The sequence below is a fragment of the Microcoleus sp. Z1_A1 genome (assembly GCF_036700305.1).
GTDB lineage: Bacteria > Cyanobacteriota > Cyanobacteriia > Cyanobacteriales > Microcoleaceae > Microcoleus.
This window is the reverse complement of the sequence record NZ_JAUBOR010000017.1, coordinates 1-12,971: the sequence shown is the minus strand read 5'-3', so window position 1 is coordinate 12,971 and position 12,971 is coordinate 1. Positions and strand designations below refer to the sequence as shown.

Genomic DNA, 12,971 nt, shown 5'->3' with positions numbered 1-12,971 from the left:
AACAGTATATGCCCCGTAAGGTGATAGTATTAGTAGAATTGTAGAGTGAGCCAACAAGCCGACATTACAATTATCTAATACCCGGATTTTCACCCGCTTTCTTAGGGAGAACGATCGTACTTCCTCCCCCATCTGAAAGTGCGATCGCCCTTAATTCCTCTTTCTCAAATAAGGTCGCCCTTTTGGAATTCGTCAACAAGGGCGATCGCCCTTTACTCCTTTTTCTCGATCGATGGCAATCTCTACCAATTAATTACCGTCAAACTTGTTACCTTTGCAAACTCTCGATCGGCCGTCACCAAACTTGCTGAATTTTGGATTGCCATTGCTGCAATAACCGCATCTGGTAGTTTCAAGCGATGTTGCTGGCGAATTTCAATGATTTTCTCAATCAAAACAGCATCCATCGCTACTAAACCAAGAACCTCCACTCGTTGCAGAAACTGCTCAAAAATCTGACGATCGTCTTGAGTCAGCCCAGGAAATACCAGAAACTCAATTTTGCTAATAACTGAAACTCCGATCCAATCCGCATCTTTAAGTAATTCAATGAGTTGAATATTCCCTTGAAGCAAAGCAACGATCGCATTCGTATCCAACACATAGCGATTACCACTCATCGCGTAGATTCCTCTGCATTGTTACTGCATCTCCCTGCCAAGTTAATCGCCCCACTAAATCCGAGAAATCATAGCTGGATTTCTGCTTCTCCTCTGATGAAACCGGATTCAAAACAACTAAAACTTCTCGTTCTTTTAGCAATTGTAACCCAGCCAGAATCACTTCAGAAGCAGATGAGTACCTACCGTTTTTGACTGTTGATTGAACAAACTGCTCTAGTTCAGGAGTTAAGGATATATTCATGATGTTGAGTCACCTATTTGAGTCAACTACTACCCCATAATAACAAAAATTATCAAATTTTGTTATTTAATATTTTTTGCGATGGGAAGATTTTGCGAGATCCTTGCTTGTAAGTGCAGATTAGCGATCGCCCTTAGTTCCTCTTTCTCAAAAAAGAGCGATCGCCCTTTTGGAATTAGTCACAAAGTGCGATCGCCCTTTCTTGCTTTTTCTCAACCAAAGGCGATCGCCCTTTTGGAATTTGTCAACAAGTGCGATCGCCCCTTTGGAATAAGTCAAAAAGGGCGATCGTTCTTTTCAAATAAACTCTATATGGTTCTGCATATCCGACGGTTCAAGTACCTCCCAAATCAGAATCAAACCGCGCACAATTTCACCCAGTGAACGGCTGTTTTGGTGACAGTAAACAATACCGCAATGCTCTAAACCGCGTTGATGAATTGCTAAAAAATCATCATCTTGGGTAAAGATTGCTCGTTCTTGAGCAATCGCAAAAGCTAACTGTTCTTCATCCGCAGCACCTAAAAGTCGTGCTTCCGGTGTAGTCGTGACATCAATACCGCGCCTTCTTAAAGCTTCTGCGATCGCCCGTTCGACTTGTTCATCACAATGAAATCGGATCTTTTCCAAGATTCTGCCCTCTCAATTTCTGCTGTACCTTGGAAGGAGTTTTTGCTTGCAATTCCCGCACAAAAGCATCGCTATCTCGAATTTGTTGTCGAATTTCCTCAAGATGGTCGTGGTAATAAGTCAAGGCTGCGTATACATCTGCTAAAGTAATTGTAGGATACCGCGACACAATTTCATCAGGAGACATTCCCATCTTTTCGTGCCAAATTACAACATCTTGAACCCTAATCCGATGTCCGGCAATGCGCGGTTTACCGCCACAAACACCCGGAGTAATTTCAATATGTTCCGCAATCACTGCTGTCATAGAATTTCCTCAAAATTCAAATTAGCATTTATATGAGTTTATCCCAAACCGTGCCTACTTGACAACTAAGCCGATCGCCCTTTTAGAATAAGTCAAAAAGTGCGATCGCCCTTTTGGAATTAGTCACAAAGTGCGATCGCCCTTTACCCCTTTTTCTCAGCAAAGAGCGATCGCCCTTTTGGAATTTGTCAACAAGTGCGATCGCTCTTTTTGATATGGAAAAGTCGATATCTCTTTTGTTCTGAGTCAAAAAGGGCGATCGACTTTTATTTAAGCTGCCACGATTGCCGGACTCGGAGGCACTAAATCTTCTTCTTGGCAATACTCAAGGTAGCTGGAGCTCGCTTCTTTAGCATTGGCGATCGCTTCTTCATAAGTTTTCCCATAAGTACAGGGCTGCATTGCAATTGTTGCAAACTCTGGCAGTGTTACCAAATACAGTCCATCCTTTTGTGACCATTGAATTAATAAACTATAGCGGTAATTCATTCCTCTGATTCCTCTGCTGAAGAATTGTTTCTAACTCTTGAATTGCTTTTTTTAACAATTTCTCCAAATACAATGGTGTATCCTCAACACAAGAAGAGATTTTAGGATCTGCCGTGGCGCTAGTGTGGGTGGCGGTGTGGCATTTCTGGGGGTGGCCGCGCGAAGTAGAAATTGCTAGAGGTAAGCCGGAGGCTAAGAAAAAGCGATCGCCCAATTCTAACTCACCCCCTCCGAATCCGGTAGAACAAGAGCTAAATCAGCTCAAAGCCACAACTGGAATGAATCGGATGAAGCCAATCGATTTTAGATTTTAGATTTTAGATTTTAGATTTTAGATTGACTTGCGCGAGATAAATGCTCTTTCTTGAGGATTTTCGATTTTAGATTTTGGATTGATTCCACGGATAAATCACGTGACGGATGCCACCTTTGAAATTCGCTTGTCAGTAAGGAATGAGAATTAAATAACTTACAATGCGTGATGGTTCTTGTGGGATGGGCGTCCCGCCCGTCCAGAAAGGGCGGGCGGGACGCCCAACCCACTTTCAAGAGTGTAAATTATTTAATTCGCGATCCTAAGACGATCGACCCAGCCAACTCCTGAAGTTCCTCAATGGTACGTGTTTCGCAGCGGTGAAGCCAAAGGGCCCTATACCAAATTGCAATTATGGGAGATTGAGGAAATCACAGCCAGAACCAAAGTGCGGCGCGGGGAAGCCGAGTGGCAGCGCGGCGGTGAAATTCCAGAATTAGCGTCGTACCTCACTCAAAAATAAGACAGTACACGTCACCGCACGTCGATCGGCGCCCAAGACGATCGCGCGGCCCAGAAAGTAGCGCTATTGTTAGAAAAGGGATTTGTGTCAGCGAGACTCCCGGAGATTTTTATGAATATTACTTTGAGTCCTGAGCAGGTGAAATTGATCGAAGCGCAATTAGCACGCGCGGCAGTTTAGCTCGCCGGAAGAGGTGATTACAAAAGCCCTCCAGACTTTGACTCAAACACGCCAGCATTATTGGGAGTGGGTGGAGGAGGTGCGCTCTTCGGTGGAGGAAGCGGAGGCGGAACTATCGCGGGGTGAGGGAATTCCCTTAGAGAGTGCGATCGAGCAATTGCAGGAAAAGTTTCGCAAGGCGCGAGAGGTTCAGGGATGAGCCGATGCTTTGTCTCTCGAACTGCAAGCCGAGACTTGAATGCCATTGGTGATTATTTTGTGGGTTCAAGTTTATAAAAAAAAGCCCTCAACTTTGTGAGGGCTTTGCGATGCCAGGAACGAGACTTGAACTCGTGACACGTGGATTTTCAGTCCACTGCTCTACCAACTGAGCTATCCCGGCTTGTTTTTTCGCGCTTTACTATCTTAGCAGACACATACAGAATTTAGCAAGCACTTTTTCAAATTAATTTTCGATCGCCCGGAACCGCCCGCCTGTAAGCTAAAAGCTGCAACCTAAAATCCAAGAACCGCAATGGCACAGCAACATCGGGACAGCGAGGGCAAGAGTCTGCTTGTCTTAGGCATAATTTGGCTGCTGGGGGCAATTAGCGATCGCCTCTGGTTTGCCTTCGATCGATCTGTCCCGGCGTGGGATCAAGCAGACTACCTGACTAGCACCCTGAAATACTTGCAGGCGTTGCAGCATCCTCAGTGGCTTTCCGGGGAGTGGTGGACAAACTTCTGGCTGCTTTCGACCAAAATTCCGCCCTTGGCATACATCTTAACCGTTCCGTTTCTTCAGGTTTTCGGTACTGGGGGCGATCGGGCAACCCTCGTTCATCTCTTATTTAGTGCAATTCTCCTCGCCTCAGTCTACAATCTGGGCGTCCAATTATTTAACCGGCAAGTCGGTTTGTGGGCCGCTGCAATTTGCGTTTTGTTACCCGGACTTTATGGGCTGCGCTTGCAATTTTTACTCGACTATCCCCTCACTGCGGCGATTACTTTGGCTTTCTATTGTCTGACAATGTGGAAGGCTTCTGAAGGAAAGAAGGAAGAAGGAAGTTCGGCAACGGATTTTATAACGGATGTAACGGATGTAACGGATAGAACTCAGTTGGAAGAACCAACAAAGAAAAAGTATAAATTCTCCCCCTCCCCCAATCTCCCCCTCTCCCCGTCATCTTTCTTTTGGGCTATCGCCTTTGGAATTTCTCTCGGTTTATCAATATTAGTTAAACACACTACAGTATTATTTCTGTTTACGCCGATTGTGTGGCTGGCTGTTGGTGCTGTGCGCCAAAAAGCTTGGGGAAGATTAGCTCAATTAGCAGGTAGTTTGTTGCTGTCTGCGGCGGTGTTTGGGCCCTGGGCGAAAACCAATTGGCTGTTAATTTTGACCGGGGGAAAACGGGCAACGGTGGATTCGGCGATCGCCGAAGGAGATCCGGCCCTCAATACGATCGACGCTTGGATTTACTACGGTCAACGCTTACCCGAACAGATTTCTTGGCCTCTGTTACTTATTCCCTTAGTAGGATTGATACTTTATTGGCGTCGTCGGCAAGATAGTTCGTCTATCTTTTATCTCAACTCCTGTCGGTGGCTGGCTGTTTTCTGGGTAGGAGCTTATTTAATTAATTCTCTAAATATCAACAAAGACGACCGATATGGTATACCTTATTTGCCAGTTTTATCTATTTTCTTAGCCTACTGTTTAACGCTGTGGCCTTCGCGGTGGGGACGACAAATTCGCTGGGGTACAATTGGCTTGGCAATTCTGGCGATGCTGTTGCATATGTGGCCTCTGGGAGGTGCTTTTGGACATAGCTTAGTTCAAATTATCAGTCCCGGCAATTCTAACTATCCTTACTTGGGGAAAGAGTGGCCGCACCGAGAGGTAATTGCCGAAATTATTGATCGGGAACCTTATTTGCAATCTACTTTAGGCGTGTTGCCTTCGACGCCGGAAATTAACCAGCACAATTTTAATTATTACGGTGCTTTGGCGAATTTTCAGGTTTACGGGCGGCAGGTGGGAACGAATTTAAAAGACGTGCCGCAAGATGTGCGATCGCTCTCTTGGTTTGTAACTAAAACTGGCCCGCAAGGTTCGATTCGCGAACGGATTAAAAAAGCTCAAAATGCCGCCGTAAATGCAATTGAAAAAGGTGATAAATTTGAGTTAGATAAAACTTGGATTTTGCCAGATTATACTAATTTAAATCTTTATCGCAAGCGAGTGCAGCCTGTCGAAATACAGCCGTTGAATGAAGGGCGATCTCAAGTACAATTAGATCGAGTTACTGTCGGGGGAAAAGCAGTTCCGGGAGTCGCGCTATCGGTAACATATACTTGGTCTGGGCCTTGGCAGCAGTTGCAGTCTGGTTTAGTGTTGGTAACGTGGGAAAATCAGCAGTCTGGCGATATTCCACCGGGACAGACTTTCAGGATTTTACACGATCGCGCGATCGGCCAGGCGACTTTGCATCCGGGGATGCTGGAAGCGGATAAATTTGCTGTGGGGTTTCGAGTTGTCGATCGCACGGCGATGCTTCCTCCTGCTAATATTGCACCGGGCACTTACAATCTGCAAGCTACTTATCTAAATCGGAAAACCGGCGAAACTTATCCGATTAATGTGCCGGCAGTTAGTGTTAAAATCGAGGCAGAGCCTCTGGATATGCGTTCTCAGGCAGAGCCTGGGAACGAGAATAATGAGGATAATACAGATAAGCCTGAGTTAGATTTGGTGACTCAATTGCGGGCGATGGCGGTTAATTTACCCAAAGGATTGCCTGGTTTAGAACCCGTGTTCGAGCAGATTGGGCGCATCAATCAATACGATCCAATTCAAGATTATACCGTGCAAGCGGAACAAGCGTTAGAATATCGGTTGAAACAGGAACCCAATAATCTAGAATTGGCTTATGCTTTGGCATTTTCGCGAGTATTGCAGCAGAATGTCCAAAGTGCGATCGCCGCCTTAGAAAAAGTCACTCAACTCGACTCAAAAAACCCTTACGCTTACGCCTATCTCGCTTTCGTACACCTGTACGGCTGGCATCCCAAAGCCGCTCAAACAGCCTTAAAACCTGCTCTCGCTCTCAACTCCAACCTACCGGAAATTAGAGTTTTAAACGGTGTAGCGCAACTAATGCAAGGTAATCTCATTCAAGCATGGCAAGATTTGCAATACTTAAAAAAACTAAAAATTTAACAATCCCATTTAACAATCCCTTTTATTGTGGCACGGGCGTCCCGCCTGTGCTTCGCCTGTGCTTCCGAATCGGTAAAAAACAGAAAACCAATGAACCAACCAAGAATTGTCTCTCTAATTCCCAGTGCCACCGAAATTGTAGCACTTTTAGGATTAACCGATGCAATTGTGGGCCGTTCCCACGAATGCGACTATCCCCCAGAAATCCAGAATTTACCTGTGTGCACTCAGCCTAAATTCAATCCCGAAGGAACTAGCAGCGAAATTCACAACCGCGTGACAGAATTGTTGCAAAATGCGCTGAGTGTGTATAAAGTAGAAATAGATACTGTGGAAAAATTGCAGCCGACTCACATTATTACTCAAGCTCAATGTGAAGTCTGTGCTTGTTCTCTAGCGGATGTTGAACAAGCGGTAAGCACTCTGGTAAATAGCAAGCCGGAAATTATTTCTTTGCAGCCGAATCTGCTAGCGGAAATCTGGACGGATATTCAGCGAGTTGCTGATGCTTTGGGCGTAAATGGCAAAAGTGCGATCGACCTTTTGCAATCCCGCATCGATGCTATTATCTTAAAAACCAAAACATTAACCGTTAAACCCAAAGTAGCTTGCATCGAGTGGATTGAACCTTTGATGGCTGCGGGTAACTGGATGCCCGAATTAGTCGCAATGGCGGGAGGCAATTCGCTGTTTGGAATTGTCGGGAAACATTCCCCTTGGTTAAAATGGGAATCTTTAGTAGAAGCTAATCCCGATGTAATTATTTTCATGCCTTGCGGCTTTGATTTAAGTCGCACTCGCAGCGAAGCAAGGCAGATAACTAAATACGCAGAATGGCCTGATTTGCAAGCAGTAAAAACGGGGAAAGTTTACCTAACTGACGGCAATTCTTACTTTAATCGGCCGGGGCCGAGATTGGTTGATTCGTTAGAAATTTTAGCAGAAATTCTCCATCCCGAAATCTTCGATTTTGGCTACCGGGGTAAGGGTTGGCAGCCATTTTTGTAGATACCCGCAGCTAGCTAAAGCTTTATCTATAGCAATCCTAAATCATTTGTAAATTTCTTACTCCCTCCCCTTGATAAGGGGAGGGTTGGGGTGGGGTAAAAAATTTACGACTCCTGCAACGATTGCTATATATTAATTCGGAATTGCCTGCCATACAAATAAGGACACAACAATGTTGTGTCCTTACTTCGCTTTCATTTAACCGAATCTAACATCAATTGATACAAAAACGGCTAGTCTTACTTCGCATCAGGCGGCATCAGCACCTTGTCAATTACGTGAATAACGCCGTTGCTAGCTTTGATATCAGCTTTCACAACATTAGCGCCGCTGACAGTAACTTTGCCTGTGCTAACTGCCACCTTCAGCGAACTTCCTTCGACACTTTTTACATCGCCGGATTTTAGGCTAGTAGATAAAACTGAACCAGGAACAACGTGGTAAGTTAAAATCTTAGTAAGTAGGGCTTTGTTTTCCGGTTTGAGCAAATTCTCCACAGTTCCTTCTGGCAAAGCAGCAAATGCCGCGTCTGTCGGTGCAAAAACAGTGAAAGGGCCTTTTCCTTGTAAAGTTGTCACCAAACCTGCAGAGCCCAAAGCCTTTGTCAGCGTCTTGAATTGAGCGTCGCCAGATGCAATAGCGACAATATCCTTAGCCTGAGCCATTGGTGCCGGTGAAGCAGTGGTTTTCCCATTTCCTGCAACTTGTTGAGTTTGAGTTGCATTAGCAACATTGGTGTTGGAGGTGATGTGAGCCCAAGCCGGGAAACCGATTAACGCGCTAGCGCCGATTATTCCTGCGAAACCTGTGAGTTGTTTCATCCAACTAGGTAAATTTTGATTTTTCATTTCGCTTGCATTTCCTTATGAGATAAAACCGTGAACATGAATTGTTATGTTAGCCAAATCTCGACAAAAGGCAAGGTTGCCAGAGGCTAAGGTAGAGAGAAAATTCTCTTGCATCCCCGATCGAACAAAACTTCCTTAATATAACGCAACCTAAAAAATCTGGCATCAACCGCTAAATCTGTAACTCAAAACCTCAATCACCGAACCAGTTTGGGGTAAGTCAGCAGATTTGAGCGAAATCGTGTCATTATTCAATCGGCGCACCGGCGTACCATCCATCAGCGCCAAGAATTCATCTAGCGGCACCAAATCGCACGCAGCAGCATCGGCGGCTTGGGTTTTGAAATGTGTCGGAATCACCATCTTTGGTTTGAGAAGTTGCAAAGTTTGCTTCGCTTCCGCCGGAGTGTAAGCTTTCGGGCCGCCGCCCACGGGAATCAGCACTACATCGGGCCGCCCGATCAAGATTTGTTCTTCAATGCCGATCGGGCCAGCAACTCCGCCCAAGTGTAAAATCTTAACGCCCGCTTGCTGCCACAGCCAAGCCACATTGACCCCAAATCGCCTTCCTCCCTCACGGTCTTTTTGGGTCCGAATCCCTTGAATCCGCAGTCCGTTAGACCTGTAAGCCCCCGGTTCGTACAAAAGGCCGGGATTGCCCGCAAATCCCTCGATCGCCCCTTCATCGAGCAACCGGCTGCTAATCAGAATCAAATCTGTTGGCACTTTAGGAGAACGATAGCCTGCGGTACAGCCCAGGGGGCGAAAAGGATTCACCAGCACCCTCGCACCGCCTCCGGCGAACAAGAAGCAAGTGTGGCCCAACCACTGAATCGACAAAGAATCAGCAGTTTGAGCTTGATAGCTTTCCCATCCAGATGGTAAACCAGTGAAGAAAGCTGCTAGCAAACCCGTCTGTGCGTAACGTATTAATTGTCGCCGTTTCATCTTGTGATTGCGGTTGTCGGGTGTTGGTCGTCTGTTGTTATACCACAAAACACCGCCAGTCGATTTTAGATTTTAGATTTTAGATTTTAGATTTACTTGCAGCATTGAATCTGGAATCTCGAACATGAGTCTAAAATTTGGGGTTCACCACGACAGGAGTGAGGGGCTTGTATCCTTTTTGAGGCGGTTCAGGTGCGAAAATGTGTACCCTACTCTCACCGTAAGGTTCTATAAAAGCGAACCCTACAAATTCAGAGAAATTTAACTAAGGAATGAGAATTAAATAACTTCCACTCTTGAAAGTGGGATGGGCGTCCCGCCCATCCCACAATAACAATTAAAATTGTAAGTTATTTAATTCGCGATCCTAAAGCCGTTCCAAGAAATTTCGCAATAATTGCTTTCCCGAAGTCGTCAAAATACTTTCCGGGTGAAACTGTACACCTTCAATATGCGGATATTCCCGGTGCCGCACGCCCATAATAGTTCCGTCTTCAACCCAAGCGGTAATTTCCAAAACTTCTGGACAACTCTGCTTTTCAATTACTAAACTGTGATAGCGAGTGGCAATCATCGGCGATTCCACGCCCTGAAAAACTCCGACTCCTGCGTGTTCTACCTGAGAAGTTTTGCCGTGCATCAACACGGGTGCAGAAACAATTTTGCCGCCAAATACTTGACCGATACTTTGATGTCCGAGGCACACGCCTAAAATTGGTAGAGTCGGCCCCAATTCTTTGATTAATTCCAGAGAAATTCCCGCATCTTCCGGCCGTCCCGGGCCGGGAGAAATCACCACTGCTGCCGGCTGCAATTGCCTAATTTCTGCTAAGGAAATTTGGTCGTTGCGGTAGACTTGCACTTCGCTGGCTACGGGCAACTGGGCACCGAGTTCTCCTAGATACTGTACCAAATTGTATGTAAAACTGTCGTAGTTATCGATTACTATAATCACGGGTTAAGTTGGATTTTAGGTTTTAGATTTTAGATTTTAGGTTAACTCGCTCCCTGAAAGCAAGGGTTTTAAGATTTTAGATAGATGCCCAAGATAAAAATAGCTGCAATATAGACGAATAAAACTAAAAACCTCCCATTGGTCATCTAAAACCTAAAATTTGCTGAGGCCAATAATTTACTAACTGCCGATCGCAATTTGAACGACTGCCCACAAAGGAGGCAGCAGAAGTGCAGTACCGACGATGATCGCAGCCATTGCCGATACCAGAACTGCTCCGGCACCGCAGTCTTTGGCAATTTTGGCTAGTTCGTGGTAAGATTGCCCGACTGTCAAGTCTACCACCGATTCGATCGCCGTATTCAACAGTTCCATGGCTAAAACTATGCCAATGGTGACGCCGATCACAGATATTTCTACAGGTTTCAGTTGCAAAAATAGGCCGAGTCCGATCGCCAAAGTGCCAATAACAGTGTGAATCCGAAAATTGCGCTGAGTTTCAAAAGCATAACTCAGACCCCCCCAAGCGTATCTAAAACTCGTAGCTAAGCTAGATGCGATTTTCCAGGACAGCTCTCGGTTGTATTTCAAGGCTTTTTTAGGCTCCTGGACTGTCTGGCTAGAAGAGTCTTGAGGCATGGGCAGAAACTGTGCGATTTGTGATGAAATTGAGGGTCTATCTAGTGTCATAAAGAACCAACTTTAATTTACAGAGATGAATGAAAGCTAAACTTTTGAAATTAACTTCATCAAGTCTAGGTAACTTTTCTAAGTTTTTACTAAAGTTTTGGTTTAATTTCAGAAATTTATATTGGGCTTGACATACTTTGTTAAGTAACCATCAACTTCAGTTATGCTGTTTGGATCGCAAGACCGATCGCCCGCAGCAATATTTCTTGTCGATCGAGCATTTGAGTCAGACTTTCTTCATCCGGGTGATCCCAGCCCAAAAGATGCAGAAAACCGTGGGCTGCCAGCCAAGCTAGTTCGGTCTTCAGGGGATGTCCTTGCTGCTGGGCTTGTCGGTTAGCTGTATCGATCGAGATGACGATATCACCCAAGTATAGGGGTTCAGATGACTGCATTTCCTCTAGCTGAGGACAGTCTACCTCTAAAGCTGCGAAAGCTAGTACATCCGTCGGTCGATCGAGCTGGCGGTACTGGAGGTTGAGGGCTTGCATCTCCCTATCGGCGGTTAAACGCAGACTGACTTCGTAGCCTGGGGCCACTGGCACATCCGCCCCCTGGTTTTCCAGCCAAACGCTAAACCAATTTTCCCAGGTTTCGGCTGCAATCTCCCCGCTGGCTGCACTCTCAGGGAGGTTGGAAGCGTCGGCTGACTGCTGGGCGAGCCCGTAACAGTCCTCGACGTTCACCTCTATTAACATTTTTTTGCTCTCCTGTCAAGGGATATATTCAATTTTTTACAAATTCCAATGGCGCGATCGAACGGCAGGGGATTTTGCTGTTGCTGGCAAGATACAGTAATCTGTTAGAGATTGCAACAGTCAGGCAGAACAATCAGCTTAACTCCAGATTAAGAAATATCAAAAACATCAGCAGAAATTAGAGGCTGATTGTTGGAATCCTCGATTAAGAATTGAAATAGCGATCGAGAAAAGCCAAACCCACGAGTACGCCTAAAAGTCCGGCGGCTGTCAAGGCAAAATGAAACAAAGAAGTCGCCCGCTTGCGAACCATGTTCCGCATCGCCAGCTTGACATAACTCGGTGGAGGTGAAGTGCTTGTCGGCGCTGTCGGGGTTTCGGCGGACTCTTCGGAGGCGGGAATTGCTGAGGGATGTTGACTCATAACGGTTAGTTTAGAAGGTTAAGAGAGGGACTGTTGAGGACAGGCTCGTCCCGATGTTAACAAATATGTAACGTTTTGTGTAGGATTTTTTAGGTTTCAGATTGTCGGAGGCTGGTTTCGGACAACAAAGCATCCGCCCAAACAGCATCTGATTCTGAAAGCGCAGGTACGGGTGCGACGGTGTAATCTATTCTAAAGTCATAGGCGGCGCGATCGTAAACCCCATTTAATAACGCTTGTAAATCTACAATTGGTTCCGCATCACCCGCGCGCAAAGGCAAGGGAAACTGAGGAATCATATCGGGTAAATTGAAAAGGTACAAATCCGCCAAAGGCCTTTGATTTCCGCGACTCACTAAAATTCGATAACTTGCCTCAATATCGTTACCAAAAACTAACATGGGTTGGTAACTTCGCAGCAAGTCAATCTCAACCAGATGAGTGCGAATACCAAACACCTTTTCTCGTTTTTCTTCATACATTTCTCGCCCTTTTCCGGGGCGCTTGTTTGTTGGTGAAAGCACTTCAATCACCGTCACTACCTTTTTATTTTCGGTTTCGACGATCTGCAAATAACTTTCTTTTACTTCCATCGGTAAAGGTATTCTCACCTTCAAAGATTGGGCTGGCGGAGCAGCAAGGGCGACATTAGAAGTAGTCTCGGTTGCTGGAGTTGGTGAGCGCTGTATCGTAACATCGGGAATTCCAATTAGTAAAGCATCTTCGCCGCTGATTTGATAAATTCTTTGTTCGATATCTACTAAATATTTAGGTAGCAGTTGCGGAGTCAGCAAATCTGCGATCGCCACTATTAACCTATTATGAACCGAACGCCACAATTCAGGACTTTCTAAATAAGGATTCATCCCTGGAAACCAGGGTAAACGCATCTTAATTTCAACCTCAAACATGATAAGATGAAGTGTTTAGCTAAATCAAGTGCGTAATTGAT

Annotated in this window: 20 protein-coding genes and 1 tRNA gene; 5 read left to right on the top strand and 16 right to left on the bottom strand. The window is 45.5% G+C overall.

All coding sequences use genetic code 11. The annotated features are described in order from the left end of the window. Positions 1-70 precede the first annotated feature (70 nt). From QT973_RS13440 to QT973_RS13405, 8 genes are all read right to left on the bottom strand, one after another. The gene (locus QT973_RS13440) at positions 71-196 is read right to left on the bottom strand and encodes a hypothetical protein (protein WP_333391509.1); all 126 of its coding nucleotides are present in this window, start codon (positions 194-196) and stop codon (positions 71-73) included. 46 nt (positions 197-242) lie between these two features. Beyond that, positions 243-620, bottom strand: a complete 378-nt coding sequence (locus tag QT973_RS13435) for a type II toxin-antitoxin system VapC family toxin (RefSeq protein ID WP_333054727.1) — start codon at positions 618-620, stop codon at positions 243-245. Then, on the bottom strand, positions 610-864 hold the full coding sequence (locus tag QT973_RS13430; protein ID WP_333202990.1) for a type II toxin-antitoxin system ParD family antitoxin: 255 nt from the start codon (positions 862-864) through the stop codon (positions 610-612). The genes QT973_RS13435 and QT973_RS13430 overlap by 11 nt, the downstream gene beginning before the upstream one ends. 147 nt (positions 865-1,011) lie before the next feature. Continuing rightward, entirely contained in the window at positions 1,012-1,143 is a 132-nt protein-coding gene (locus tag QT973_RS13425) for a hypothetical protein (RefSeq protein WP_333391507.1), read from the bottom strand. A gap of 18 nt (positions 1,144-1,161) precedes the next feature. Beyond that, entirely contained in the window at positions 1,162-1,494 is a 333-nt protein-coding gene (locus tag QT973_RS13420; RefSeq protein WP_333103358.1) for a DUF5615 family PIN-like protein, read from the bottom strand. Beyond that, entirely contained in the window at positions 1,469-1,801 is a 333-nt protein-coding gene (locus tag QT973_RS13415; RefSeq protein ID WP_333054723.1) for a DUF433 domain-containing protein, read from the bottom strand. The genes QT973_RS13420 and QT973_RS13415 overlap by 26 nt, the downstream gene beginning before the upstream one ends. 82 nt (positions 1,802-1,883) lie before the next feature. Then, positions 1,884-2,051, bottom strand: a complete 168-nt coding sequence (locus QT973_RS13410; protein ID WP_333391505.1) for a hypothetical protein — start codon at positions 2,049-2,051, stop codon at positions 1,884-1,886. A gap of 20 nt (positions 2,052-2,071) precedes the next feature. Next, a complete protein-coding gene (locus tag QT973_RS13405) occupies positions 2,072-2,290 on the bottom strand; it encodes a type II toxin-antitoxin system HicB family antitoxin (RefSeq protein ID WP_333391503.1) in 219 nt (72 codons plus the stop codon). Between the two features lie 113 nt (positions 2,291-2,403). Here QT973_RS13405 and QT973_RS13400 point away from each other — a divergent pair, with 113 nt between their 5' ends. The 3 genes from QT973_RS13400 (at position 2,404) to QT973_RS13390 (ending at position 3,445) form a co-directional block, all read left to right on the top strand. Beyond that, positions 2,404-2,604: a hypothetical protein gene (locus QT973_RS13400; RefSeq protein ID WP_333270963.1), complete on the top strand. Its 201-nt coding sequence runs from the start codon at positions 2,404-2,406 to the stop codon at positions 2,602-2,604. 306 nt (positions 2,605-2,910) lie between these two features. After that, positions 2,911-3,066, top strand: a complete 156-nt coding sequence (locus QT973_RS13395; protein ID WP_333374279.1) for a GYF domain-containing protein — start codon at positions 2,911-2,913, stop codon at positions 3,064-3,066. Between the two features lie 193 nt (positions 3,067-3,259). Then, positions 3,260-3,445, top strand: a complete 186-nt coding sequence (locus QT973_RS13390; RefSeq protein WP_333391501.1) for a hypothetical protein — start codon at positions 3,260-3,262, stop codon at positions 3,443-3,445. 110 nt (positions 3,446-3,555) lie between these two features. Here the strand turns inward: QT973_RS13390 and QT973_RS13385 are convergent. Next, a tRNA-Phe gene (locus QT973_RS13385) sits at positions 3,556-3,628 on the bottom strand. A 132-nt stretch (positions 3,629-3,760) separates the two neighbouring features. Here QT973_RS13385 and QT973_RS13380 point away from each other — a divergent pair. Continuing rightward, on the top strand, positions 3,761-6,448 hold the full coding sequence (locus QT973_RS13380; protein ID WP_333391499.1) for a phospholipid carrier-dependent glycosyltransferase: 2,688 nt from the start codon (positions 3,761-3,763) through the stop codon (positions 6,446-6,448). A gap of 90 nt (positions 6,449-6,538) precedes the next feature. Beyond that, positions 6,539-7,456, top strand: a complete 918-nt coding sequence (locus QT973_RS13375) for a cobalamin-binding protein (RefSeq protein WP_333054715.1) — start codon at positions 6,539-6,541, stop codon at positions 7,454-7,456. A 239-nt stretch (positions 7,457-7,695) separates the two neighbouring features. Here QT973_RS13375 and QT973_RS13370 read toward each other — a convergent pair whose 3' ends face one another. The 7 genes from QT973_RS13370 to QT973_RS13340 all read right to left on the bottom strand — a co-directional run bounded on the left by QT973_RS13370 (position 7,696) and on the right by QT973_RS13340 (position 12,909). Beyond that, positions 7,696-8,304: a fasciclin domain-containing protein gene (locus tag QT973_RS13370; protein WP_333054714.1), complete on the bottom strand. Its 609-nt coding sequence runs from the start codon at positions 8,302-8,304 to the stop codon at positions 7,696-7,698. Between the two features lie 165 nt (positions 8,305-8,469). Then, on the bottom strand, positions 8,470-9,252 hold the full coding sequence (locus QT973_RS13365; protein WP_333054713.1) for an MBL fold metallo-hydrolase: 783 nt from the start codon (positions 9,250-9,252) through the stop codon (positions 8,470-8,472). A gap of 367 nt (positions 9,253-9,619) precedes the next feature. Continuing rightward, positions 9,620-10,207 carry an aminodeoxychorismate/anthranilate synthase component II gene (locus tag QT973_RS13360; protein WP_333054712.1) on the bottom strand — a complete coding sequence of 196 codons (588 nt, stop codon included), beginning with the start codon at positions 10,205-10,207 and terminating at the stop codon, positions 9,620-9,622. A gap of 180 nt (positions 10,208-10,387) precedes the next feature. Beyond that, positions 10,388-10,897 (bottom strand): diacylglycerol kinase family protein, encoded by a 510-nt coding sequence (locus QT973_RS13355; protein ID WP_333054711.1) that lies wholly within the window; start codon positions 10,895-10,897, stop codon positions 10,388-10,390. Positions 10,898-11,058: 161 nt separating this feature from the next. Beyond that, the gene (gene ybeY, locus QT973_RS13350; protein WP_333054709.1) at positions 11,059-11,595 is read right to left on the bottom strand and encodes an rRNA maturation RNase YbeY; all 537 of its coding nucleotides are present in this window, start codon (positions 11,593-11,595) and stop codon (positions 11,059-11,061) included. A gap of 205 nt (positions 11,596-11,800) precedes the next feature. Then, a complete protein-coding gene (locus QT973_RS13345; protein WP_333054708.1) occupies positions 11,801-12,019 on the bottom strand; it encodes a DUF3285 domain-containing protein in 219 nt (72 codons plus the stop codon). Positions 12,020-12,108: 89 nt separating this feature from the next. Then, on the bottom strand, positions 12,109-12,909 hold the full coding sequence (locus QT973_RS13340) for a DUF4058 family protein (RefSeq protein WP_333233467.1): 801 nt from the start codon (positions 12,907-12,909) through the stop codon (positions 12,109-12,111). Between the last annotated feature and the right edge of the window lie 62 nt (positions 12,910-12,971).